Origin of the sequence: Flavobacterium fructosi (assembly GCF_042787335.1) — a bacterium.
GTDB lineage: Bacteria > Bacteroidota > Bacteroidia > Flavobacteriales > Flavobacteriaceae > Flavobacterium > Flavobacterium fructosi.
Map to the genome: position 1 here is coordinate 35,104 of NZ_JBHZQA010000008.1, position 24,405 is coordinate 59,508.

The following is a 24,405-nucleotide window of genomic DNA, read 5'->3' on the forward strand; positions in this document are numbered from 1 at the left end:
GTTTCAAAAACGAATATTTGAAATTCATTATTGCTTTTAAGAATACAAAAAAATCGTCCCGATATTTTACGAGACATTTTTTTTGAGTATACTTTTTAGCGGCACTCTAAATTCAAAACTCCATATAGTAGAAATTGGGCTATACAAAATCTTAGTTTTTTAATTATATCAGCACAGTAGTTAAAATCCGATTACCAAAACCGAAGGTTTAGAGCAACAGAAGTTTAGCATGATTTCACTTAAAGCCAACTTAAAGCTGATCTATATTTAAAAAATTAGTGTCAAACCAAAAAAAAAATTAATTTAGTCCTGTCGTCTTCTAATGCCAGATCGTTCCCCTTCAGCATCAAAAAATAAACTGAAATTTCAAACCATAACCATAATCAAAAAAATGACAAAATTAAATTCCGATCAGAAAAATGCTTCTAACATTAGTAATGGAGTAATGCTAAATGCATATCCAGATAGCATTGGAACCAATTTGAGTGATATCGTTACTATGCTAAAAATGCCACAGTTTAAAAATACATTTTCGCTGTTTTATGTTTTACCTACTTTTTTTAATAGTGACTTAGACCGAGGCTTTTCGATTATAAATTATGACATTAATGAAGAATTAGTTTCAAAAAAAGATCTGCTAGCTTTAAGTGAATTAAATATTATGTTAAAGTTTGACATTGTTTTAAATCATTTATCTGTTGCTTCACCGCAATTTAAAGATTTAATTAAAAATGGTAATCAATCTAAATTTAAAGACTTTTTTATCGACTGGAATGAATTCTGGCAAGGTAACGGGGACCTTAACGAAGATGGCGTAATTGTTCCTAAAAAAGATTTTTTGGACAAGCTTTTTATGCGCAAATCAGGCCTTCCTATTTTAAAAGTTTTATTTCCTGACGGAAAAGAAAAACCATATTGGAATACATTTTACCAAAAAGTCACCTATCAAAAAATTTCGACAGCGGAATTAAAATCTATAGTAAATTTAAGTACAGAACACGCAATTCAGATTTGCGAAAAAGTAAACAGAGCTATTGACGAAAATCAAGATTTACAGTCTTTAGATTTAGGCGATCAATCCGCGTTTAAAGCTGATGTACTGCAAATACTGAATAGAAATCGCACCTATTTAGGTCAAATGGATGTAAATGCAAAATCGCCATTAGTCTGGGAATTTTATGAAGAAGTTTTGTCCAAGGTAGCGAGCTATGGCGGTCAGATTTTGAGATTGGATGCATTTGCCTATTTACATAAAGAAATAGGAGAAACCAACTTTTTCAACAAGCCGGGGACTTGGAACTATTTGGCAAAAATAAATAAAATAGCAAAAAAAAATAATTTAATACTACTTCCGGAAATCCATGCGGAGTTCGGATTGCATCTTCATGATCAAGTTGCTGACGAAGGTTATGCTATTTATGATTTTTTCCTTCCCGGCCTAACTATTCATGCAATCGAAAAAGGCACCAATAAAGCGCTAATAACTTGGGCAAAAGAAATCATTACTAAAGGATTCAAAACGGTCAATATGCTTGGATGTCATGATGGTATTCCAGTATTGGATTTAAAAGGTAAAGAGATAAACGGCGTTTATCATAAGGGACTTTTAGAAGATGAGGAAATTTCAGAAATGATGGATCTTATTATAGAACGTGGTGGTCAAGTAAAAAATCTTTATGGAGCAGATGGTAAAAAAATTTCTTATTATCAAGTCAATGCCACTTATTTTAGTGCTTTAGGTGAAAACGAGCAAAAACTACTCTTGGCCAGAGCTATTCAAATGTTTATGCCTGGAATTCCTCAAATATGGTATTTAGATATTTTTGCTGGAGCAAATGATTACCAATCAGTTGAAAAAGCTGGAAAAGATGGACATAAAGAAATTAATAGAACCACTTTAAGTTTAAAAGATATTGAAGATGGTCTAAAAAAAGAAGTGGTGACCAAACAGTTAGAAATTATTCGATTAAGAAATACTTCAAAGGCATTTTCAGGAACTGTGGCATTTAAGGAAACTACTGATGAGGAAATTAATATAATTTGGACAAATGATGGCGAATTTGCGCAATTGCAAGCAAATCTTAAAACACATGATTTTTCAATTCGATATTCCGAACTGGGTAACGAGAAAAGTATCAAATTATAAACCTTGAACTATTCATTAAAAGGGATTTAGCTAAAGATAACAAAAACCATTTTATTTATTTAAAATGGTTTTGTGTCTTAAAAACTAAATAAATATCATGCTGACATTTAACAAAGATTACTTTGCTCTCGCTGTTTTATTTTTTTTTATTGAAATTTTAATTGCCTTTTTTATCCATGATACTTTTATTAGGCCTTATTTTGGAGATATTTTGGTTGTTATTCTAATGTATTCTTTTTTAAAATCATTTTTCAAATTTCCCGTTTTAAACGTTGCACTATTTGTTTTGATTATCTCCTTTACTGTTGAATTTCTTCAATTTTTAAATATTGTCGAAAAGCTAAGCTTAGAAAAATCACAAATTCTAAAAACGGTTCTTGGAACTTCATTCTCATGGATTGATTTACTAACTTATATTGCCGGAATTACAATCATTATTGTCATCGAAAAATATTACTTAAAAAAAGAACTAACATTTACATCTAAACCATAACTCACGAATTTACAATAAAAAAACGATCCTTTAGTCCTGAATTGGTTGAAACGATTATTTGCGTTACATTATTTTTTTATAGGAAATCTTGATTATTACCAAGGTATAGGATTGTAATCTTTTAAGAATTTCCCACACCAATGTTTTCCAGTATTAATTCCGTCAAACAACGGGTCCATAACCCGTGCCGCACCGTCAACAATATCTAATGGCGGTTGAAAATCCTCTAATTCTTGTTTCTTTTTAGCTAATTCTGCTGGATCTTCATCGGTTACCCAACCGGTATCCACCGCATTCATAAATATACCGGCTTTAGCCAGTTCTCCTGCAGCGGTATGAGTAAGCATATTCAAAGCGGCTTTGGCCATATTGGTATGGGGATGACGGGCTTCTTTAAAAAAGCGATGAAACTTCCCTTCCATCGCCGACACATTAATGATGTGCTTTTTCCCCGTATTGTCTTTCTTCATTACTTCAGAAAGACGGTTACACAATACAAATGGCGCCACAGAATTAACGAGCTGTACTTCAATCATTTCAGTTGTTTCTATTTGCCCTAGCTTTAATCGCCAGCTATTCGTCTTCCTTAAATCTACCTGCTGCAAATCAGCATCTAACTCCCCTTCCGGAAAAACTTCATTGGCTACAAGCGTGTTATCAAAACTGTATGGAATCTGAGATAATTTGGCAGATGCACTTAATCCAATTCCCGGTTCTGGGCCATGCCACGTGACCGGCATATTTTGATTTGACGAAACCCCTGCTGTTAGTACTTTTAATTCCTGTAGACAGTCCGTATGATCCTGTAATAAATCTTGGGCGTATTTTGGTAAAGAAACTATTGGACACTCCTCATTTTCCATTAAATGTGTATAGAAACCCGCTGGACGTCTCACGGTTTGCGCAGCATTATTAATCAAAATATCCAAACGTTCGTATTTTTGTTCAATAAAATTGCAAAAAATCTCTACACTCGGAATATGACGTAAATCCAATCCATGAATCTTCAGTCGATGCCCCCAATCCATGAAATCATCTTCCTTAGCGAAGCGCAATGCCGAGTCTACCGGAAAACGAGTTGTTGCAATAACTGTTGCTCCTCCTCGCAAAAGCATTAATGTGATATGATATCCTATTTTTAACCGAGAACCAGTGATAACCGCAATTTGTCCTTTTACATCAGCCGTTTGAAAACGTTTTGCATAATTAAAATCGCCACAATCCATGCACATAGTATCATAAAAGTGATGCATTTTAGTAAACTCCGTTTTACAGACATAACAATTTCTGGGTGTCTCTAATTCTAGTTGTTCTTTATTAGCCAAATCATTCATGGCCAGCAATTTTGGTGCAACAAAAACACTCGCTTCACGCGCATGGCGTATTCCTGTTTCCTTACGAGCTGTTTTATCCCGTTTTTCCATTTTTCGTTTTGCTGCTAATTTTCCATCCTTTACTCTACGGGAAAACTCCTCACGATCCGGTCTGGAAAACATTCCGGCCTCTTTAATTAACGCTGTTCTTTGCGCTGTAGGAATATCAAATATTTGGTCTGTATTTGTATTTAATTGTGCCAAAATAGCGATGCACTTATCAATTTCTTCTGAATTAATTGCACTCTTAGTATCTATTTCACTAATCCTCATCATAAAAAAATCGTATCGATCTCAGCGTAAATACCAAGGCCGCAAATATAGTTCTAAAATTTTGGCTGTCATTCCTTTTTTTCTGTTAGTCGCTGTAAACTATTTGCCTTAAATTATTTAAATATATTTTTTTATGATACTCCTCTTACTTTATTTTTATTTGATAAAAATTTAACAGTTTACAATATCAATTGTAATTGGAGTACGATCACTTTAAGAAAGCCAGAAAACAACTGTCAGTTACCCTAAAATTATTGATTTCCAAACTTAATATCACAATCTATGTAGTAGCAACAACTGAAAATTAGTTGAAATTATAGCATCCCAAAAAAGTCATGTTTGTTGGATTAATTGCTTTTTTTATATCTTTGTAAAGTAATAAAACACGACCAATATTCCCCAAAATAATCACAGCCACAAGAAGTTAACATTAACCTACAAAAATTTGACATCTATCTAAAAAACAACGAAATGAGAAGAATCAATTTTGCTTTAATTTTAATTGGAACATTATTATTGAGCATAACAATTTCATCAAAAAGTTTGGGGAATAAAACTTCTACAATTTCTGAATCAGATAATTCAATAGAAGAAAAGCTTTTAAAACATGTAAATATTATAAAGGATTTAGTTCGTACCAATCCAAATTATAATAATAAAATTGCTTTTTTTATCGACATGGAAATCATGTCTGGAAAAAACAGATTTTTCATCTATGACTTACAAAAAGATAAAATAATTGATCAGGGTTTAGTTGCTCAAGGTTTTGGTTCAAGAATTGATCCGGAGGGGAAATTAAAATTCAGTAATGAAAATAATTCCCTTTGCACTTCATTAGGCAAATATTCTGTAGGAAATAGCTACTATGGACAATACGGTAAAGCCTACAAATTATATGGATTAGATGCCACAAACAATAATGCAGAAGTAAGAAACATTGTGTTGCATAAAAATCAAAAATTGCCTTATGAAGAACAAGATAAACCAATAGGTTACAGTTTTGGTTGTCCTATGGTAAATGACATCTATTATTCCCGAATTGAAAAATTAATTGACAACTCTAAAAGAAATATTCTTTTAGACATTTACTATTAAACACATCAATATTAATGAGTATTTGTTAAAACTAGTGAACATCCAAACCGGCAACTTCTGGTCAGATTTCAATATTATTTATCTTATCAACAATCGCTTAATCCGTACTAACAATTCGTTTGGACTAAATGGCTTGGTGATAAAATCATCTGTCCCTAATTCAAAAGCTTTCAATACCGTTTTTTCTAAACCTACGGCAGACAAAATAATGATTGGAATATCTAGTTTCAATTCGATTTTCACTTTATTTACTATATCAAGACCTGAAGCAAACGGCATCTCTATGTCGGAAATAATTAAATCTGGATTTTCCGAGACTATTTTCTCTAATGCTTCTTTGCCATCATTACATGAAATGACCTCATATCCTTCGCGACTTAGTTTAAACTCCATGGTTTTTAACATCATCTCATCATCCTCGGCAATTAGTATTTTCATTTTTTATTATTATTTTTTAATAGCAAAATTAAACGGGTGTAACCTAAAATAATTCTTTTTTTAAGAGAAAAAATTTTAATTATAAACTCAGAAAATTATATTTAAATATCAATTTACACTCTCTTATCTATTCTATTTATCAGCATTGCCATATAGAATTTCTAATTCTGCAAAAACCTGCTGGCAGATCTCATTAAACTTTTCAACTTCTTCTTTTCGCTTGTCTCCAAAAGGATTTACTTCGATTTCATTTTCAATAATTTCAATACTTTTAGATGCAGGTACAATTCCTAACAAAGTGATTGACGATTTTAATTTATGAATCTCCGCTTTTAAAATTTTAATATCATCCATTTGGTTTGAATTCAATATTATTTCTAAAGCCAAAGGGAGATTTTGCATAAACAAATTTACCATCTTTTGGATAAAAGTGGCGTCACCCTCGGCAAATTCATTTAAATAGGTAAAATCTACAAGTTTTGGGATATTTATTTCCTGATTTGGTTCGTCAATAAAACTGTTATTATTAGCATTCATTAAATTATGATATATTTTTTCAATTAATTCATTAAAATCAAATGGCTTAGATAGATAATCATTCATCCCATTATCTAAGCAACGTTTTTTTTCTATTGAAGTGGCATGCGCAGTTAATGCAATTATTGGTGTTTTTGATTTCGGTCCAAAGTTCGTTCGTATATACTTTGTCAGTTCAATACCGTCCATTTCGGGCATTTGAATATCCATCAAAATAATATCATAATTGTTATTCGCAATTTTATCAATAGCAATTTTCCCATTATCAGCAACATCAATTGTTTTATCAAATTTCTCAAAAACTTTAACCGCTAAAAGTTGGTTCAGTTCATTATCTTCCACTAAAAGAATATTAATATTTTTCAGGAAATCAGATGATATTTTCTCTGTCTTTAATTTCACCGTTTTAACAATACCTTTCTGAGCCTTTTTATATTGAATTATAAATAAAAATTTACTTCCTTTATCAATTTCACTTTCAACTGTAATTGAACCTCCCTGCAATTCAATAAGTCTGCGAGTTATAGTAAGTCCTAAACCTGTCCCTCCAAATTTTCTTGTCGTTTCATTTGACGCCTGATTAAAACTTTCAAAAATTGAATCAATTTTATCATCAGGAATACCTACTCCGGTGTCAATTATTGCAAATTCCAAAAAAGTTTCCTGATCTGATTCTTTCACTTGAGAAACGATTAATTCAACATACCCTTTATCCGTAAATTTCAAGGCATTTCCAATCAAATTAATTAAAATCTGGGATAATCTTGTCGGATCTCCAATCAAAAAATCATCTATTTTATTGTCAATGTTAAAAATTAATTTTATTTTTTTTTCGTTTGCAATTGGAGAAAGTAGCTCCATTACTGCTTTTATATTTTGAGATAAAGAAAAATCTACTTCTTCAAATATCATTTTATCAGCTTCAATTTTAGAAAAATCAAGGATATCATTAATAACAATCATTAAATTCTTACCTGCTCTCTTTATTGCATTGACACTTTGCTTTTGTTGTTCATCTAAATTAGTGCCGTACAGAATTTTTGCAAATCCAAGAATTCCATTCATTGGCGTACGAATTTCATGACTCATATTAGTTAGAAACTGCTCTTTTACGCGAGTTGATTGTTCTGCTAAATCTCTTGCTTTTATTAATTCTCTTTCTATTTCCTTTTGATCACTGACATCTTGAATAGTCCCTAAAATTTTGAGTGGTTCATTATGTTCTCCATTCAAGCATTTTATATATTCGTTGATATATTTGATTGTACCGTTTTTACTGATTAAACTGTGGGTAAACTGTACTTCTGAATTATTTTCTTTAACGTAGTTAAGGTTCTTTTCAAAAAGTAGAACATCAGTCGAATTAATCAACCGTGACTTTAACAGGTCAATAGTTGGGCAATTATCATTCTCAATTTCAAAAATAGTATAGAATTGATCCGAAATAAATACTTCACCATCATTGAGATTAATTTCCCAGCTTCCTATTTTAGCTAGTTGTTGGGCTTCAAAAAGTCTTTTCGCATTTAATTTTAAAGCTAACTCCGTCTTTTTACGAAGAATAAGACTTTCGTGTAGTTTAAGTGCGTTTCTAATACTTTGAGAAATACCATCAGGAGTTAATAAGGTTTTTGGAATATAATCAGAGGCGCCTCCTAAAATAGCTTGGCTAGCAATTTTTTCATCTCCTTGAGAAGTCACAAAAATAACCGGGGTTTCAATACCTAAATCCCTCAGTTTTTTCAGAAATGATATTCCGTCACTATCCGGCATCATATAATCTAAAAAGATCAAATCATAATTAACTGACTTAATCTTTTCGATTCCATCTCGAGCCGAAAAAGCATTTTCAACGTCTGCAATAATTCCGGAATGTGATATTGAACGTATTATTGTGACCGTATCAACTTTGTCGTCATCAATAATTAATATTTTTAAAGTAACAGCCATGTTTTTTATTTGTTTTACTTCGAAAATTCTATACTATTCCAATAATCATTCAAAATGGAAAAAAAAACAACAATTTCTTCTTTTTCAGATGGTTTATGCATGTACCCTGCAATATTCAAATTTAAAGCATCATATTTTTTTTCTACATCATGTACGTTGCTAACCACAAATATTAAAATTGATTTTAGTTCATAATCAAATCTGATTTTATTTATTAAATCAATTCCGTTAATACCTTCACCATTAATATCAATCAACATAATTTTTGGAAGTGGCAATAATTTATTTTCACCGTGAAGCATTGACCATGCTTTGTTGTCATTTTCGGCAAAACATAAAGTTGATTTAATACCAATTTGAGAAAAAGCATTTACTGTATTTTCAATGAAAACTTTACAGTTATCTACAATTAAAATGTTAGTGGGTACCATCGATCATATTGATTTAAAAATTACATCTCACATAAAGACCAAAAATTCTTTAGTGTAGCAACTGAAGTAATAAATTTTTCAAAAGATAGCGGCTTTAAAATATAACCCGCAACATTTAGATTATAAGCATTAATCTTGTCACTATCTTCATTAGAAGTGGTCATTACGAAAACGGATATATTTTTAAGATTTTCGTCTTCTCTTACGATTTTAAGGAATTCAATTCCATTCATCTTTGGCATATTTATATCCAAAATAATGATTCTGGGCAAAGGAATAATCGAATTACGTAACATATCTAATGCTTCCACACCATTACCGGCAACAAAAAGTTCATTTTTGATATTATTTTTCGAAAAGGCACGCTTTACATTCATTACATCAACCTCATCGTCTTCCACTAATAAGATATTCACCAATTTTTGTATCATATATTTAATTTTTTAAGCTTATTACTTTTGGCCAATTAATTTGAAAAACTGAACCATTATTTATTACCGCTGGTGTGTATTGAATTTTTCCACCAACCATTTCTACAATTTTGCTGCTAATTGTTAACCCTGCTCCTGTCGAATCTAAAAAGTCTTTTGAATTGACGGTATAAAAAATAGCGAAAATTTTATTTCTCACTTCTTCAGCTATGCCGGGACCATCATCACTTATTTTTATTTCATAATCGCTTTCATTTTCACTAACATCTACAAACACATTTTTGATTTCTTTATCGTGAAATCGAACTGCATTGTCTAGCAAATTAAAAATAACTTTGTTCATTTTTTTTCCTAAGGTAATACAGTTTTCATTGTACAAATTATAATTTAAATGAAACTTAACATTTGTTTTATTATCCAAAGTTACCATGCATTCCTTCACAAGTTTAGGAATATTCACCTCATACTCTTCCATGTCAGTTCTATTAATTCTAGAAAGCTCCAACAATGCGTTCAACATGTTTTCAAGACGTCCGACTCTATTTTTTAATAAACTAAAATTGTTTAAAATATCTATGTTTATATCGGGCCCTAAATCATCTTCAATCCATGTTGCAATATTAGCAATTGCTCTCATGGGTGTTTTTATATCATGAGAGACAAGATAAACAAAATTTTCATATTCTTTTTTAAGAGCTGAGAGCTCTTCCTGACATTTTTGTGCTGACTGTGCCATTTAGCTTTCTTTAGGAATTATAAAAATAAAACTAGCGCCTTTATCCGTCTCAGATTCTATCCAAATACTTCCTCCCGCTTCTTCAATTATCTTTTGGACGATTGATAATCCAATTCCAGTACTTTCTTTTTTGTCCCTTGCTTCAATGGTTTGAAAAACTTTAAATACTTTTTTATGGTATTCTTCCGCAATTCCAGGTCCATTATCTTTTATTGTAAACTTATGAAAATTAGGCAAAGATTCATATAAACAATCAATTTTCCCTATTGGTTTATCATTATACTTCACTGAATTGCTAATAAGATTGCTGAATATCTGTTGAAATAATATTCTTGCAATTTTTATTTCAGGAAAGTTATCAGCGATGTAAATTTCAAATCCTTCCGTTGGAACAATTGAATCAACAATCTGATTTAACATTATTTTTAAGTCAGTTGCTTGTTTTTCTATTTTTGTCCGACCAATACGCGAATAGTCTAAAACGGCATTAATTAAATTCTCCATTCGCAAAATTCGTCCGCGCAATAATCCAAAATTCGTATTGACGTCCTGCGGCATTTCAGGCATGTCTTCAACAATCCATTCTGCAAGGTTATTGATTGCTCTTAATGGCGCTTTAAGATCATGAGAAATAATATAAGCAAACTGATCAAGTTCTTTATTCGTTTTTTCAAGATTAGTTAAGGCATCATTTAAGTTTTCTTTAGCTAATTTTTGTTCTGTAACATCAGCGCTTATGGCTATATATTGATACGGTTTTCCTTGATTATCTAAAAATGGGACAATCGTTGAATTTACCCAATAATAGGAACCGTCTTTTGCTCGATTTTTAATATCTCCCTTCCAAACTTTTCCATTTGCAATGGTTTTCCAGATGTTTTTTATGAATTTATTCAATTGATACTCCGGATTGTCAACATAATGATATTGCCCTATAAGTTCTTCTTTTGAATATTTAGAAATCGAGCAAAACTTATCGTTTACAAAAGTGATTACTCCTTTTTGATCTGTAATTGTTACAATTGTAGACTCATCTAATGCGGATCTGATATCATTTATTTCTTTTGCTTTTTCAGCAATCTTTTGCTCTGCAAGAGTTTTTTCAGTAACATCCAATATAGATCCCTGAAGTCCAATCACTTCTCCTTTTTCATTTTTAAAAGGTTGGCCTATTTCTGATATGTATTTTATTCTCTTGTCAGCAAATAAAATTCTATAATTAGTTTTATATTCTTCCCCTTTTTTTACTGTAATTCCATCAAATTCGTCTAATCTCGCTAAATCATCATAATGTATTCTATTGCGATACGATTTATACAATTGATCATCAGGAACACCATCTAATTCAAAAATGCTGTAATGTCCTTTAGACAGCATAAGATCTTTTGTAATTAAATTAAATTTCCAACTTCCAATTTTAGCAATACTTTGAGATTCATCTAATAACTTGTTGCTGTCTATTAAATTTTGTTCGGCAAGCTTTATTTCAGTAATATCCTGAGTACTCCCTTGGGCACCAATTACTTCACCGAATTCATTTTTAATAATCTGACCCAATGTTAAAATATATTTTAATCTGTTGTCAGGAAAATCGATACTGTTCATAAACTCAAAATCTTGCCCCGTCGTGACGCTTTTTTCAATAGCTATATCCAACTGCACTAATACATCTGGACGAAGTGTTTTCCTGTAGGCATCATATAACTTATTTGCAGGTAATTCTTCAAATTCAAAGATTTTATAATTCCCTTTTGACCAAACTAAATCCTTTGTGATTAAATCAAATTTCCAGCTTCCCGTTTTAGCAATACTTTGAGACTCAACTAATAATTTATTGCTATTGATTAAATTCAACTCTATTTCTTTTTCTTTAGTGATATTCTTAGATATACCTAAGTAACCTGTTAGTTCACCCTCACTATTCTTTATCGCCGTAACTGATAAGACAATTGGAATCAAACTACCGTCTTTCTTAACATAAGTCCACTCATTAGAATCAGCAATACCAAATTCTCTTGCTTTTAGGACTAATGTATCATACCCGGGAGCCAGATTTTTCCCCAACTCTTTTGATAAATCTTCTGTTCGTTTAACTACTTCATCCCACAGGTGAAAAATAAATGGACTACATTTCCCTACCACTTCTTCTGATTTATATCCAAGTAATTCCTCAGCACCCCTGTTAAATTCTTTTATGAGTCCATCCAGACCAGAAGATACAATTGAAAAATCAGTAGAATTAAGTATTGCTGATAATTCGCTGCTTGTTTTAACTAATTCCTTTTTTTGCTGATATTCTAAAGTCATGTCCCTACCGATACAATATAGATTTCCAGAAACTGGGTCCGGAGATGCATTCCAACTTAACATTTTATATTCATCATTTTTACAACGATAACGATTTTCAAAACTGATTGTTTGCTGACCCAATGCTAATTTTGCCACTTCTTTAAAAGTTGCCTCTAAATCATCATGATGAACAAAATCAACAAAAGGTGTTCCTTCTAATTCTTCTTTTGAATATCCTAATACTTTCGAAAAAGAAGGATTTACTTTACAAAATATGCCGTTCACATTAGCAATGAAAACCAAATCTTTTGACAAATCTATAAAATTCTGAAATTCTTTTTGGGTAGTATTTAAATCCGCATTCTTTTTTCGCAATTGCAATAATAAAACTACTTGGTTTGCCAATAGTTTTAAAGCATTTTTTTGTTCTGTATTCAAGGTCCTAGGCACTGTGTCAATAACGCACAGCGATCCTAAATTAAAGCCATCTGAATCTTTTAGAGGTGCTCCTGCATAGAATCGAATGTCAGGGTTGCCATTAACCAGAGGATTATCAGTAAATAATTTATTCTCTAATGAATTTGTAACTTCATACACTTCTTCTCCCATGATGGCATATTGGCAAAAAGAAATCTCTCTAGGTGTTTCAGATATTTCTAATCCAACACTTGATTTAAACCATTGTCTTTCTTTATCCAACAAACTGACTAAAGCTATTGGTGTTCCGCAAATATAGGAGGCCAGTTGTGTTATTGCGTCATACTCTTTTTCAGGCAAAGTATCCATAATTGAATAGCTTTCAAGAGCAGTAAGTCGGTCAGATTCATTTGTAGGTAACGGGATTTTTTTCATTAATTTGGGTGCTTTTTCTTTTAAATTTCATTAAATAAGAATTTAAGTCCATTTAGATACCTTTTAATTATTAGCTAACAACTTTATAGCACTTCCCGATTTAAGTAGACGTACGTACAAAAATAATTTTTTTTTTGAATAATTAGAGTCATAATCCCATTTTATGTGATAAAAACTAAAATCAAACTTAAATTTACGGGTTACCGACTCTAAAATTAACATTAGATAAAACAATAAACTATCACACAAAAATCTTATTCTTGTTTTTCTTCCAATGAAATAACAATTTGTTATTATATGAAACCCAACATTTTTAGAAAACAAAATTATCCAATTATTAGGTACTTTATAAATATGTTTTTGAGGTACTGAAATTAGATTTCTAGTACTATAAAAACTGTCGTAAACGCAACTAAAAACAAATTTCCAAAAAACTAAAAAACAAATACTTATTTAAAAAAACAATCATTTTTCTGTTTTTTTTAAGTAAATTTATATGGTTGTTTTTATCACAATAAATATTTAACCCAAACAAAAATTTATATACCATAAACACGGTTAATAATAAAATTTAAACCAATTCTTATGGAGGCTCATATTGTTAAAGTGATAAAAGCAATTTACATTACCCACGATGTAAAATGCTTTACAGTTGAAAAACCTGCAGGCTTTGATTTTATATCAGGTCAGGCAACCGAAGTTTCCATAAATCTTCCATTATGGAAGAATCAATTACGGCCTTTTACTTTTACCTGTCTTAAAGAACAAGACTATCTCGAATTTATGATCAAGATTTATAGAGATCATGAAGGCGTAACCAATATGTTAGGGCGAACTAATGCAGGTGCCGAATTGATTCTGCATGATGTTTTTGGGGCAATTCAATACAAAGGCCCAGGCGTTTTTATTGCCGGTGGCGCGGGAATTACTCCCTTTATTTCAATCTTCCGTGATTTGTATCAAAAAAATAAAATTGAAAACAACATCCTAATATACAGCAACAAAACCTCCGAAGATGTCATTATGCAAGACGAGTTGCAAGAAATTCTCAAAGACAATTTTATCAAACTGTTCACCCGTGAAAACGTTTTGGGTTTTAGAGGACTAAGAATTGATCGTTCCTACCTAATTGATCATATATCCGACTTCGGGCAGCATTTTTATGTCTGTGGACCAACTGAGTTCGTAAAAAATATTAGCAAAGACTTAGTAGAGCTGGGTGCAAGTACTGATATTATTGTAATCGAAATGTAATGCACATAAAGCAGCGCAAGATATTCTCTACAAATTAACATTAATTTTTTTTCAAAAAAATACTACGCAGAATTCCCATATTAAATTCAATTCAGAAAAAGTTGAATTACCTTATAAATTATAACATTATCCGTAACTAATTCCAAATAAAACTTTTGGCCACAGATTTAAAAAATTTCCACAGATTAGCGAAGATTGAATTAGATTTATTAAGGAAATCAGTGAAAATCCTTTAAATCTGTGGCCTAAAAAACAAAATTTGTCCATAAAGCGGACAGTCATATTAAATTATTACTCGCGATAAAAATAAAACCCGCAGAATCTGAATTTATTTTTTCATAAATTAAAAAAAAATCGATGACTGAACCTAAAAATCCGACAACGGTAAAAAATTTAAATAAAACCATAATTGATTGTTTAACAAATAGTTAATACCAAAAAAAAACATCGTATTTTGTACCTACAAAAACATTATTTGATTAAATTTACTAGAATAAGATGTATCAAAAAGAGAAATCCTACTACTCTACCGTCTTAGCTCCAAAACCGGCTTTTAATATAAAAGTAAGCTTGAACAACTTGTTTTTAAATTTTTAAAAGCAAAAAAAAGTCCCCAATCTTTTTTATGTTGTCTTATATAATCAAAAATATTGGTTTCATATTATTTAATATCATCTGAATGGAAAAGTATAAATACATATTATTTTTCAACGAAATCAGCATTACCTCCATTGATAAAGTAGGTGGTAAAAATGCCTCTTTGGGTGAAATGTACAATCAACTCAATCCCATAGGGATCAATATTCCTAACGGATTTGCTTTGACTGCTAAAGCCTATCGTTTATTTCGTAAACAAAACATGTTAGAAAAACCGCTCAATGATTTACTTTTTATATTAGATAAAAAGGAATATTCAAATCTTTCGGCAATTGGTGAGAAAGCAAGAGCTCTGATTTTATCGGCACCAATTCCTAGCGAAATATATGCTGAAATCCGCGAAGCTTATCAATCCCTCAGTAAACAATCCGGAATGGATAATCTTGATGTCGCAGTGCGCAGCAGCGCTACTTCAGAAGATTTACCATCGGCTAGTTTTGCAGGGCAAATGCAATCATTTCTGAATATAAGAGGTGCAAATCAAGTCATGGATGCGATACATCGTTGCTTTGCTTCGCTCTTTACTGACCGGGCTATAAAATACCGTCACGACATGGGATTTGCAAATCTGGATGTTGCGATTTCGATAGGAGTACAACAAATGGTTCGAAGTGACAAAGCGGCTTCTGGCGTGACCTTTACCATCGACCCAGATACGGGATTTCAAAATGTGATTATAATAAACAGTATTTGGGGGCTTGGTGAAAATATTGTGCAAGGAACCGTTACTCCTGACGAATGGATGGTCTTTAAACCTACTTTAGAAAAGGCAAATTTGGATCCCATCATAAAAAGACATTATGGAAGAAAAGAATTTACGATGATTTATGCTGAAAAATCAAATGCTGAATCGGCAGAAAATACAATTATTAATACGGAAACCGCGCTGGAAAAGCAGAACCAATTTTCATTAACCGATAAAGAAGTCATTCAGCTTGCGCAATGGTGTTACAAAATAGAAAAACACTATGATAAGGCAATGGATATCGAATGGGCAAAAGACGCTGTGAACAATCAACTTTATATCGTTCAGGCACGCCCGGAAACTGTTCATGCCAAAGAAAATAAGCTGGTAAGAGAAATTTACCAACTCAAAGAAAAAGGTACTTTGTTGACCAAAGGAATTGCTCTTGGCGATAAGATTGCTACAGGCAAAGCTAGAATCCTGAATAATGCCCATGAAGGGAATCAGTTACTTGATGGTGAAATTTTAATAACTGACTTTACCAATCCTGATTGGGATCCGATAATGAAAAGAGCTTCAGCTATAGTAACCAACAAAGGTGGACGTACCAGTCATGCGGCAATAGTAGCCCGCGAACTGGGAATTGTTGCTGTTGTAGGATCCGGAAATGCAACTTCAGTCATAAAAAATGGTCAGCAAATAACGGTATCCTGTGCGGAAGGAAAGGAAGGAAACGTGTACGATGGCGAATTAAAATGGGAAATCAAAGAACATGATTTTAGCCTAATATCAATGCCTATTACCGAGCCAATGCTCATTCTTGCCGACCCTGAAAGAGCTTTTGAATTAAGTCACTATCCCAATAAAGGCATTGGTTTAATGCGAGTGGAATTTGCTATTTCGAATACCATCAAAATTCATCCATTAGCACTTTGTGAACCCGAAAAAATTACTGATCCATCCGTTCAGGCTGAAATCGCAGCACTAACGAAAGACTATAATGATGGTAAAAATTATTTTGTCGATAAACTGGCAGAAGCGCTCTCTATTGTCGCCGCAGCTTTTTATCCCAAAGAGGTAATTGTACGAATGAGTGATTTTAAAAGTAATGAATATGCTAATCTGATAGGAGGAAAATACTTTGAACCCGTTGAGGAAAACCCGATGATTGGCTTTCGGGGTGCTTCTCGCTATTACAGCGATTTTTATCGAAAAGGTTTTGCGTTAGAATGTGAAGCAATGAAAAAAGTGCGCAATGAAATGGGACTTAAAAATGTAAAACTGATGATTCCTTTTTGCAGAACAATTGAAGAAGGTAAAAAAGTATTAGACGAAATGAAAACAAATGGTTTAGTCCAAGGAGAAAACGGGTTAGAAGTATATGTGATGATTGAAATTCCAAGTAATGTGATATTAGCAAATGAATTCGCAAAACTATTTGATGGATTTTCTATTGGTTCTAATGACTTGACTCAACTTACACTAGGACTCGACCGCGATTCTTCATTGGTAAGCTATTTATTCAGCGAACAAAACCCCGCAGTCAAACATTTAATCTCAGAAACGATTCGCGCTGCCAAGCGAAACAAAATTAAAGTGGGATTGTGCGGTCAGGCTCCAAGCGATATTCCTGAATTTGCTCAGTTTTTAGTAGAAAAAGGCATCAATAGTATATCCTTTAATCCTGATGCACTTATAAATGGAATAGAAAATATTTTGAAAGCGGAAGCCAAACACGAAGAAAAACGCAATGAAATGCTAAACACACTAAGTCATGGAAATAACATTTAAAGATAAAGTGGTAATTGTGACGGGAGGCGCTTCCGGAATTGGCAGAGCCACCGCCCTCGCTTTCGCAAAAAAAGGAGCCAAAGTTGTCGTTGTAGATTGGAAAGAAAACGACGAAGAGGTAGACCTGATCAAAGAATTGGGAAGTGAGGCAATTTTTATAAAATGCGATGTTTCAAAAGCCGACGACGTAAAAGCAATGGTTGACAAAACGATTGCAGCATTTGGCAGATTAGATTATGCTTACAATAATGCAGGAATCGAAGGCACCCAAGCCAATACATTTGATTGTACTGAAGAAAATTGGGACAAAACCATAAATATAAATCTTAAAGGAATATGGCTTTGTATGAAATATGAAATCCCCGAAATACTGAAACAAGGAAAAGGAGCAATCGTCAACTGCGCTTCAGTAGCTGGAAGGGTTGGATTTGTTGGTTTGCCCGCTTATGTAGCGTCTAAACACGGTGTCGTTGGGTTAACAAAAACTACCGCTTTAGAATACGCCAAACTTGGAATCCGCGTTAATGCGGTTTGTCCCGGTGTCATACAAACCCCAATGATTGATCGCCTTACCGGAAAAACAAAAGAAGCTATAGCGCAATTTACAGGCTTAGAACCCATGGGACGTTTTGGCCTTCCGGAAGAAATAGCCAATGCCGTCGTATGGATGTGCTCTGATGAAGCCTCTTTCGTGACCGGTCATGCCATGACGGTGGATGGCGGATTTACAGCTCAATAATTTTTATCTGTTTGAATTTTTATTAAAACTATCGGATCATGCATACTTACGAAGTGAATCTAAAATGGACGGGTAAAACAAAAGGAATTTTAAGTTCCACTATTTTGCCAAAAGAAATTGAAATGGAGTCACCTCCAGAATATTCGAATGGAACGGAAGGTATGTGGACACCTGAGCACTTATTAATCGCAAAAATAAATAGCTGTCTAATGAGTACTTTTTTGACCATTGCTGATAATTCTAAACTTGAATTTATAAGTTATGAAAGCAAATCGATATGCACTGTTGAAATTATCAGTGGAAAACACCTCTTGCTTGAAATTATGTTAAAACCAAAAGTGGTGGTCCCCTATTCTCAAAAACCGGAAAGAGTCAAAAAGATTCTGGAAATGAGCAAAAATGTGTGTTTGATCTCGAATGCCATTAAAACTCCAATAAGACTTGATTCTGAAATTATAGTATCCGAAATTCAACGCAGTTTTTGAGTTAGGGAGAGTCGATTTTGCTGAAGCAAGAATATTAAAACTTATGAAACTGTTGTAGACATTTGCTTATAGCGAGGAGAAGAGCTAACGCAAATGAGAATAATAAAACACCTAATGGTTCAGTCTTCAAAATAAATAATTATGGAAAATATAATATTATGTCAAAGTTGTGGATTGCCGCTTGGCAATGAAGAAATAAAAGGAAAAGAGAAAAACGGTTTGAAGAATGACTTATATTGCAAATATTGCTACGAAGATGGTATGTTCACAAAACCAAATATGACTATAGAAGACATGAAAGATATCGTATCTACACAAATGAAGAAATTAAAACTTCCGATATATACCATTCAAAAAGCCATAAATATTTTACCATCATTAAGTCGTTGGAAAAACAAATAGAACTGTGATAAATCCTGAGAAATATGTGATGCCGCAATTTAAATTTAGAACCCGAAAAACGATGCGATGAAAACATTAATTTACAGTATATCTGGTTTTGATAAACCATTTATCGAGATAGCTTTGTATGGAAACCTCGATTTGACTTACACCGAACTATCGCTAAATGAAAGTACCGTAAAAATGGCTGAAGGTTTTGATGCCATCTCAATTTTCAATTCCGATGATGCCGCTGCGGTAGTGCTGGAAAAATTACATGCTTTACACATAAAATATATTGCTTTGCGCTCCAAAAGTTTTGATTATATTGATCTGTACAAAGTGCATGCCTTGGGAATTAAGGTTGCCAATGTCCCAGCTATTCCTTCTGCAAATGCTGTTGCCGAACATGCCACAGCCCTATTATTGGCTTTGAACAGAAAACTGATATTAGGTCAAAAAATGATGCAATTGGGTGATTATCGACTGGAATCATTTAATAGGTTCTAATTTGCATGGAAAAACAGTGGGCATTATTGGAACCATAAAAACAGGAAGTGCTTTCGCAGTGATGCGCAAAGAAGTCATTTTGATTAATACCGCCCATGGCAGCATCGTAAATACAGCAGATTTATTAAAAGCTTTAAATTATGGAGTTATTGCTGCCGCAGGTTTAGACGTGTATGAACATGAAAAAGAAATCTTTTTCAAAGATCATACGGGCACTCCGATCAACGACGATTTATTCCTAAAACTGTATGCTCATCCGAACGTCATAATCACCGGTCATCAATCCTTCTTGACTGCGGAAGCACTGCATGGAATTGCAAGCACAACAATTGCAAATCTAAATGAATGGGCCTATAATAGCGTTTGCAAAAATGAAATCAGATAATAAAAATCCTATCTTTTTTAGTTTTTCTCCACTAAATCCAAGCATAATCTTCCTGTTTGATTTATATTAATAATTCGTTTTTTTTTCGTAAATTAGTTTATAATTCATTGACAATCAATACCTATTGTCTCAAAATTTGAGTGTAAAAAAACAATTATACTGTGCTTGTCCAAATATATTACAGAACCATTTTTATAAAAAATAAAAAAAATGAAAGGATCATTAAAACTCGGAAAAATAGCGGGAATAGGATTGTATCTTCACTGGACATTTTCACTGCTTATTCTATTCATTATTTTTATAAACTATAAAAATGGTCAAAATCTAACGCAAATTCTATGGTCCGTACTTTTTATTTTAAGTGTATTTGTTACTGTTTTTTTGCATGAATTAGGACATGCTTTAGCCGCTAAAAAATATAATATAGTTACAAAATACATCACACTACTCCCTATTGGCGGGTTAGCCAGACTCGATAGAATTCCTGAAAAACCCGCCGAAGAATTAGTCGTTGCTTTTGCAGGTCCACTTGTAAATATAACTTTGGCGTTCATCACCGGATTTTTTATTACCATTCCAAGTGATTCAAATCAATTAATGGCAGAACTATCAAAAGGGGTAAATGCAGATAATTTTTTTCTCAATTTCTTTATTGTCAATTTTTGGTTGGCACTTTTTAATTTGATACCGGCTTTCCCTATGGATGGAGGCAGAGTTTTACGTGCATTGTTGTCCTTTAAACTACAAAGAAATGTTGCTACAAAAATCGCTGCTCGAATAGGTCAATTCATAGCGGTTGGTTTTATTATTTTAGGTTTTTTATACAATCCTTTTTTAGTGTTCATTGGGATATTTGTCATTATAGGAGCCCAAGTTGAGTCTGATTCTATAGAGTCAAAACACGTATTGACAGGCTATAAAGTTAGAGATGTCTTGATGCGACAATATCTTGAAATTGATGCTCATGAAAAACTAAAAACAGCCATTTATTTACTTTTAGACAGTCAAAACAAGAATTTTTTAGTAACCGATAATACAATTCCAGTAGGTACACTAAACCGGGATCAAATCATAATGGCATTAGCTAAAAATGGAGAAAACGAAACAATCGCTAATGTAATGGACCCGAATTTGATTTTTATTGATGCTGATTCGGCATTAGAAAATGTCTATGAAGACATGTACAAAAACAAAGAAACCCTGATGCTCATCATGGAAAACAACAAACTCATAGGGACATTGGACACAGAGAATATTTTAGAATTTATTTTGATAAAAGAAGTACATTTGAAAAAAGACCATGCCGCATAATAAAAATTCCAATGTTGTATCTGAAAACATTGTGCTTGTGCGCAGCGGTAAAGATTATTTTTCCCGTTTGGAAAGTATTATCCACAATTCAGAATATGAAATTCATATCCAAGTTTACCTTTTTGAAAATGATGCAACAGGAAACAGGATCATAAATGCACTAAAAGAAGCCGCTTCCCGTCAAGTTAAAATATATCTTATATTAGATGGATTGGGTTCCTTTTCATTCCCCTTAAAAATTAGGAATGATTTGAAACAAAGCGGTATTAACTTTCGTTTTTTTGCCCCATTATTTTCCGCTTATACCTTTTATCTGGGTCGAAGATTACATCAAAAAATAGTAGTTGCAGATTCTAAGGTCGCTCTGATAGGCGGAATTAATATTGCTGATAAATATCATGGAACCCCAACCGAAAAGCCTTGGCTTGATTATGCAGTACAATTAAACGGCGAAATTGCAAAACCCATACAGGAACTATGTAAAGCAATTTTTCTCAAAAAGAGACGCCTGCAAAGTCAAAAAATAAAATCTGTTTTTCACCTTCAGGAAGATACCTTAGTTCGCATTCTTCAAAATGACTGGTTAAAAAGAAAAAACGAAATCAGTAATGGTTACATAAAATCAATTAGCAATGCCAAAGAAGAAATAACAATAATGGGAAGTTATTTTCTTCCTGGCAGAAGAATAACTCAAGCCTTGAAAAAAGCGGCCAAAAACAAGGTTAGAATTAGATTAATTTTATCCGGAATATCAGATCTTCCCATGACAAGAAGAGCAACTTGTTATCTTTATTCTAAACTTCTTAGTTACGATATAGAATTGTACGAATGGAATAGTTCAATATTGCACGGAAAAACGGCTGTTATAGATAGTTATTGGACAACAATTGGATCCTTTAACTTAAACAATCTAAGCTCATATGGCAGTATCGAAACGAACGTCGAAATAAATTCGCCCATATTTGCTCAGATGTATCAGGCACACCTCAATCAAATAATAGCTCAATGTCAAAAAATAACTCCCCAAACACTTGCAATCAATAATACAATATTGGCAAAATTCACCAATTGGATTTCCTATTATAGCACCCGAATTATAGAAATAATTGTCACTTTTACCCCCTACAGAAGATTCTATAATTGACGTCGTCAAATAATACCTTAAAAAAGCCATTTTTTATGCAAAAAGAGAAAATTAATGTTAAAATTTATAATTATTAACACTGTTGCTAAATTAATATTCTGTAACTTTAAGATTATAATTAAAACAGGCAAAACACTAATAACAAGATAATTAAAAAATTTAAAAATCTAAATTAGACATTAAATAAATGAAGCCTCCTAAAATAAAAAACAAAAAAAAAGAGGAATGGATTCGAAAGGATTTCGAGCATAAAATCCCGAAGATGGACAAAAAAATATTTTTTGTTCCAAATCAAAAGGAATTGTTCTTTTAATCGAATTATCAAAGAACTCACACAGCCTTGGCTAGTGACGGAACCGTGAGTCACTGTTCTGTATTTGAACGCTTTTTCAAGCACCAGGTTTAAAAGATCCTCCGCAGAGCTCCGAACTTTTAAACCGGTATTCTTAATTGGGGTTAGGGACAAAATAGTCCCTACTCCATTAACGATTTGTATCCATGAATTTTACACATTACAAAGAAGCTTTTATCCAGGAAGCCGCTAAAAATAGCTTCTCAGAACATAATATTGAGAGATGTTTAGAATATGCCGCCGTATTGCTTTCAAATAATGTCCCTGTAATTTACAACACTTCTCATCTTTCTGCACTTGTAGGCTACAAAAAAGAATATCTCAAAAAAGCATCCCTTTATCCCAAATACTTTTATCGGGATTTTGAAATCATAAAAAAGAACGGGTCAAAAAGAGCCATTTCCGAACCGCTTCCCAGCTTGAAAGAAATACAAATCTGGGTTCTAAAAAATATACTTTACAAAATACCTATAAGCGCTTTTGCTAAAGCGTATAAACCTAATTCAGGTCTTATCGAAAACTTAAAATTTCATAAAAAACAACCCAAAGTATTTACTTTGGATTTGGAAAATTTTTTCCCCTCTATTTCGATTAAAGCAATTGAAAAAGTGTTTCTTACCGTAGGCTATTCGCGAATGGTATCAAAACTACTTTCTAAATTATGTACGCGTGATGGAACCTTACCGCAAGGAGCACCCACCAGCCCGTATTTATCAAATCTTATTTTTAAAGATGCTGATGATGTCATTTCCCGTTTTTGCATAGAAAGAAAAATAAGATACACTCGCTACGCCGATGATTTGAGCTTCTCCGGTGATTTTGACCAAAAAGAACTGTTATCAAAAATCACCGCTGTAGTTGAAAACTTAAATCTTCATATCAATACTGCTAAAACAAAACTCATGACGCCCAATATGCGACAAACCGTAACTGGCATTGTAGTAAATGACAAACCGCAGGTCGCATTTCATAAACGAAATGAATTGAGGCAAGATATGCATTACATCAAAAAATTTGGCATAGACGAACATCGCGAATACAAAGAAATTAACCATAGTAATTATCTCGAACATCTGTTAGGAAAAGTAAATTTTGTACTGCAAATAAACGCCAAAGATTTAGAATTTATAGGCTATAAAGCAGTATTGATTGCTCTAAAAAAGAAACAGCAGAAAACAAAAATGATCCAACCACTGCTCATGTAACAGGAAGTACTGCCCGTGTGAAAAAATAGTACTGCATAAAGCTCCGTTTTGGGGCTTTTTTCTAATTTATATAGGCAGAATATTTTTGACTAAAAATTAAAAGTAATGAAAGGTAAACTGATACTTATTAAAATCGTACACACTATGATTTGGCTATTTTTCAATTTAGTAATTTTCTATGTGCTATATGCCGTAATAGCTGATAAACTCGATAAATGGCTTTGGATAGGATACGGATTAATAATTATAGAAGGGATTATTTTAGTAGCACTTAAATTTTTTTGCCCCCTGACTATTTTGGCTCGTAAATATTCCAATTCTACAAAAGACAATTTTGATATTTACCTTCCCAATTGGTTAGCTAAGTATACTAAATTAATCTATTCCGGAATTGTGGCTATTATCCTTTTGATAACAATTTATCGACTTCTGGACTAAGGAAAATTATTGAAATCTATAAGA

Annotated in this window: 21 protein-coding genes; 14 read left to right on the forward strand and 7 right to left on the reverse strand. The window is 32.6% G+C overall.

The window, feature by feature from the left end; translation table 11 throughout:
- The first annotated feature begins 391 nt into the window (after nucleotides 1-391).
- The gene (locus ACFX5D_RS12230; RefSeq protein WP_379858464.1) at nucleotides 392-2,146 is read left to right on the forward strand and encodes an alpha-amylase family protein; all 1,755 of its coding nucleotides are present in this window, start codon (nucleotides 392-394) and stop codon (nucleotides 2,144-2,146) included.
- Nucleotides 2,147-2,243: 97 nt separating this feature from the next.
- Nucleotides 2,244-2,639, forward strand: coding sequence for a ribosomal maturation YjgA family protein (locus ACFX5D_RS12235; RefSeq protein WP_379858465.1), 396 nt, complete (start codon nucleotides 2,244-2,246; stop codon nucleotides 2,637-2,639).
- A gap of 95 nt (nucleotides 2,640-2,734) precedes the next feature.
- Here the strand turns inward: ACFX5D_RS12235 and ACFX5D_RS12240 are convergent, their stop codons facing one another.
- A complete protein-coding gene (locus tag ACFX5D_RS12240) occupies nucleotides 2,735-4,285 on the reverse strand; it encodes an SDR family oxidoreductase (protein ID WP_379858577.1) in 1,551 nt (516 codons plus the stop codon).
- Between the two features lie 471 nt (nucleotides 4,286-4,756).
- Between ACFX5D_RS12240 and ACFX5D_RS12245 the strand changes: the two genes are divergently transcribed.
- The gene (locus ACFX5D_RS12245; protein WP_379858466.1) at nucleotides 4,757-5,380 is read left to right on the forward strand and encodes a murein L,D-transpeptidase catalytic domain-containing protein; all 624 of its coding nucleotides are present in this window, start codon (nucleotides 4,757-4,759) and stop codon (nucleotides 5,378-5,380) included.
- 78 nt (nucleotides 5,381-5,458) lie between these two features.
- Here the strand turns inward: ACFX5D_RS12245 and ACFX5D_RS12250 are convergent, their stop codons facing one another.
- The 6 genes from ACFX5D_RS12250 to ACFX5D_RS12275 all read right to left on the reverse strand — a co-directional run bounded on the left by ACFX5D_RS12250 (nucleotide 5,459) and on the right by ACFX5D_RS12275 (nucleotide 13,044).
- Nucleotides 5,459-5,818, reverse strand: coding sequence for a response regulator transcription factor (locus ACFX5D_RS12250; RefSeq protein WP_379858467.1), 360 nt, complete (start codon nucleotides 5,816-5,818; stop codon nucleotides 5,459-5,461).
- Between the two features lie 132 nt (nucleotides 5,819-5,950).
- Nucleotides 5,951-8,305: a response regulator gene (locus tag ACFX5D_RS12255; protein ID WP_379858468.1), complete on the reverse strand. Its 2,355-nt coding sequence runs from the start codon at nucleotides 8,303-8,305 to the stop codon at nucleotides 5,951-5,953.
- Nucleotides 8,306-8,319: 14 nt separating this feature from the next.
- The gene (locus ACFX5D_RS12260) at nucleotides 8,320-8,736 is read right to left on the reverse strand and encodes a response regulator (RefSeq protein WP_379858469.1); all 417 of its coding nucleotides are present in this window, start codon (nucleotides 8,734-8,736) and stop codon (nucleotides 8,320-8,322) included.
- A gap of 20 nt (nucleotides 8,737-8,756) precedes the next feature.
- Nucleotides 8,757-9,167 (reverse strand): response regulator, encoded by a 411-nt coding sequence (locus ACFX5D_RS12265; protein WP_379858470.1) that lies wholly within the window; start codon nucleotides 9,165-9,167, stop codon nucleotides 8,757-8,759.
- Nucleotides 9,168-9,171: 4 nt separating this feature from the next.
- Entirely contained in the window at nucleotides 9,172-9,903 is a 732-nt protein-coding gene (locus tag ACFX5D_RS12270; protein ID WP_379858471.1) for a sensor histidine kinase, read from the reverse strand.
- Nucleotides 9,904-13,044, reverse strand: a complete 3,141-nt coding sequence (locus ACFX5D_RS12275; protein ID WP_379858472.1) for a PAS domain S-box protein — start codon at nucleotides 13,042-13,044, stop codon at nucleotides 9,904-9,906. It abuts the gene before it with no gap.
- 585 nt (nucleotides 13,045-13,629) lie between these two features.
- On the opposite strand from ACFX5D_RS12275, the gene ACFX5D_RS12280 reads away from it, so the two are divergent.
- The 11 genes from ACFX5D_RS12280 to ACFX5D_RS12330 all read left to right on the forward strand — a co-directional run bounded on the left by ACFX5D_RS12280 (nucleotide 13,630) and on the right by ACFX5D_RS12330 (nucleotide 24,381).
- Complete coding sequence (locus ACFX5D_RS12280; RefSeq protein WP_379858474.1) at nucleotides 13,630-14,298, forward strand: ferredoxin reductase domain-containing protein; 669 nt, start codon at nucleotides 13,630-13,632, stop codon at nucleotides 14,296-14,298.
- A gap of 679 nt (nucleotides 14,299-14,977) precedes the next feature.
- Nucleotides 14,978-17,431 (forward strand): phosphoenolpyruvate synthase, encoded by a 2,454-nt coding sequence (ppsA, locus tag ACFX5D_RS12285; RefSeq protein ID WP_379858475.1) that lies wholly within the window; start codon nucleotides 14,978-14,980, stop codon nucleotides 17,429-17,431.
- Complete coding sequence (locus ACFX5D_RS12290) at nucleotides 17,415-18,170, forward strand: SDR family oxidoreductase (protein WP_379858476.1); 756 nt, start codon at nucleotides 17,415-17,417, stop codon at nucleotides 18,168-18,170. Before ppsA ends, ACFX5D_RS12290 begins: the two co-directional genes overlap by 17 nt.
- Before the next feature lie 38 nt (nucleotides 18,171-18,208).
- The gene (locus tag ACFX5D_RS12295) at nucleotides 18,209-18,655 is read left to right on the forward strand and encodes an OsmC family protein (RefSeq protein WP_379858477.1); all 447 of its coding nucleotides are present in this window, start codon (nucleotides 18,209-18,211) and stop codon (nucleotides 18,653-18,655) included.
- Nucleotides 18,656-18,796: 141 nt separating this feature from the next.
- Nucleotides 18,797-19,057, forward strand: coding sequence for a zinc ribbon domain-containing protein (locus ACFX5D_RS12300; protein WP_379858478.1), 261 nt, complete (start codon nucleotides 18,797-18,799; stop codon nucleotides 19,055-19,057).
- A gap of 66 nt (nucleotides 19,058-19,123) precedes the next feature.
- Nucleotides 19,124-19,546: a Rossmann-fold NAD(P)-binding domain-containing protein gene (locus tag ACFX5D_RS12305; RefSeq protein ID WP_379858479.1), complete on the forward strand. Its 423-nt coding sequence runs from the start codon at nucleotides 19,124-19,126 to the stop codon at nucleotides 19,544-19,546.
- Nucleotides 19,512-19,931 (forward strand): NAD(P)-dependent oxidoreductase, encoded by a 420-nt coding sequence (locus ACFX5D_RS12310; RefSeq protein WP_379858480.1) that lies wholly within the window; start codon nucleotides 19,512-19,514, stop codon nucleotides 19,929-19,931. Before ACFX5D_RS12305 ends, ACFX5D_RS12310 begins: the two co-directional genes overlap by 35 nt.
- A gap of 210 nt (nucleotides 19,932-20,141) precedes the next feature.
- Complete coding sequence (locus ACFX5D_RS12315; protein ID WP_379858481.1) at nucleotides 20,142-21,242, forward strand: site-2 protease family protein; 1,101 nt, start codon at nucleotides 20,142-20,144, stop codon at nucleotides 21,240-21,242.
- The gene (locus ACFX5D_RS12320; protein WP_379858482.1) at nucleotides 21,232-22,386 is read left to right on the forward strand and encodes a phospholipase D-like domain-containing protein; all 1,155 of its coding nucleotides are present in this window, start codon (nucleotides 21,232-21,234) and stop codon (nucleotides 22,384-22,386) included. The genes ACFX5D_RS12315 and ACFX5D_RS12320 overlap by 11 nt, the downstream gene beginning before the upstream one ends.
- 498 nt (nucleotides 22,387-22,884) lie before the next feature.
- Entirely contained in the window at nucleotides 22,885-23,943 is a 1,059-nt protein-coding gene (locus tag ACFX5D_RS12325; protein ID WP_379858483.1) for a reverse transcriptase family protein, read from the forward strand.
- A gap of 105 nt (nucleotides 23,944-24,048) precedes the next feature.
- Nucleotides 24,049-24,381: a hypothetical protein gene (locus ACFX5D_RS12330; protein ID WP_379858484.1), complete on the forward strand. Its 333-nt coding sequence runs from the start codon at nucleotides 24,049-24,051 to the stop codon at nucleotides 24,379-24,381.
- The last annotated feature ends 24 nt before the right edge of the window (nucleotides 24,382-24,405 follow it).

Excerpts from the sequence above, each read along its gene's own strand:
- ACFX5D_RS12230 (WP_379858464.1), top strand. The coding sequence starts at position 392 with ATGACAAAATTAAATTCCGATCAGAAAAATGCTTCTAACATTAGTAAT.
- ACFX5D_RS12320 (WP_379858482.1), top strand. The coding sequence starts at position 21,232 with ATGCCGCATAATAAAAATTCCAATGTTGTATCTGAAAACATTGTGCTT.
- ACFX5D_RS12325 (WP_379858483.1), top strand. The coding sequence starts at position 22,885 with ATGAATTTTACACATTACAAAGAAGCTTTTATCCAGGAAGCCGCTAAA.
- ACFX5D_RS12270 (WP_379858471.1), bottom strand. The coding sequence starts at position 9,903 with ATGGCACAGTCAGCACAAAAATGTCAGGAAGAGCTCTCAGCTCTTAAA.
- ACFX5D_RS12295 (WP_379858477.1), top strand. The coding sequence starts at position 18,209 with ATGCATACTTACGAAGTGAATCTAAAATGGACGGGTAAAACAAAAGGA.
- ACFX5D_RS12245 (WP_379858466.1), top strand. The coding sequence starts at position 4,757 with ATGAGAAGAATCAATTTTGCTTTAATTTTAATTGGAACATTATTATTG.
- ACFX5D_RS12300 (WP_379858478.1), top strand. The coding sequence starts at position 18,797 with ATGGAAAATATAATATTATGTCAAAGTTGTGGATTGCCGCTTGGCAAT.
- ACFX5D_RS12280 (WP_379858474.1), top strand. The coding sequence starts at position 13,630 with ATGGAGGCTCATATTGTTAAAGTGATAAAAGCAATTTACATTACCCAC.
- ACFX5D_RS12290 (WP_379858476.1), top strand. The coding sequence starts at position 17,415 with ATGGAAATAACATTTAAAGATAAAGTGGTAATTGTGACGGGAGGCGCT.
- ACFX5D_RS12275 (WP_379858472.1), bottom strand. The coding sequence starts at position 13,044 with ATGAAAAAAATCCCGTTACCTACAAATGAATCTGACCGACTTACTGCT.
- ACFX5D_RS12240 (WP_379858577.1), bottom strand. The coding sequence starts at position 4,285 with ATGAGGATTAGTGAAATAGATACTAAGAGTGCAATTAATTCAGAAGAA.
- ACFX5D_RS12250 (WP_379858467.1), bottom strand. The coding sequence starts at position 5,818 with ATGAAAATACTAATTGCCGAGGATGATGAGATGATGTTAAAAACCATG.
- ppsA (WP_379858475.1), top strand. The coding sequence starts at position 14,978 with ATGGAAAAGTATAAATACATATTATTTTTCAACGAAATCAGCATTACC.
- ACFX5D_RS12315 (WP_379858481.1), top strand. The coding sequence starts at position 20,142 with ATGAAAGGATCATTAAAACTCGGAAAAATAGCGGGAATAGGATTGTAT.
- ACFX5D_RS12235 (WP_379858465.1), top strand. The coding sequence starts at position 2,244 with ATGCTGACATTTAACAAAGATTACTTTGCTCTCGCTGTTTTATTTTTT.
- ACFX5D_RS12255 (WP_379858468.1), bottom strand. The coding sequence starts at position 8,305 with ATGGCTGTTACTTTAAAAATATTAATTATTGATGACGACAAAGTTGAT.
- ACFX5D_RS12305 (WP_379858479.1), top strand. The coding sequence starts at position 19,124 with ATGAAAACATTAATTTACAGTATATCTGGTTTTGATAAACCATTTATC.
- ACFX5D_RS12260 (WP_379858469.1), bottom strand. The coding sequence starts at position 8,736 with ATGGTACCCACTAACATTTTAATTGTAGATAACTGTAAAGTTTTCATT.
- ACFX5D_RS12265 (WP_379858470.1), bottom strand. The coding sequence starts at position 9,167 with ATGATACAAAAATTGGTGAATATCTTATTAGTGGAAGACGATGAGGTT.
- ACFX5D_RS12330 (WP_379858484.1), top strand. The coding sequence starts at position 24,049 with ATGAAAGGTAAACTGATACTTATTAAAATCGTACACACTATGATTTGG.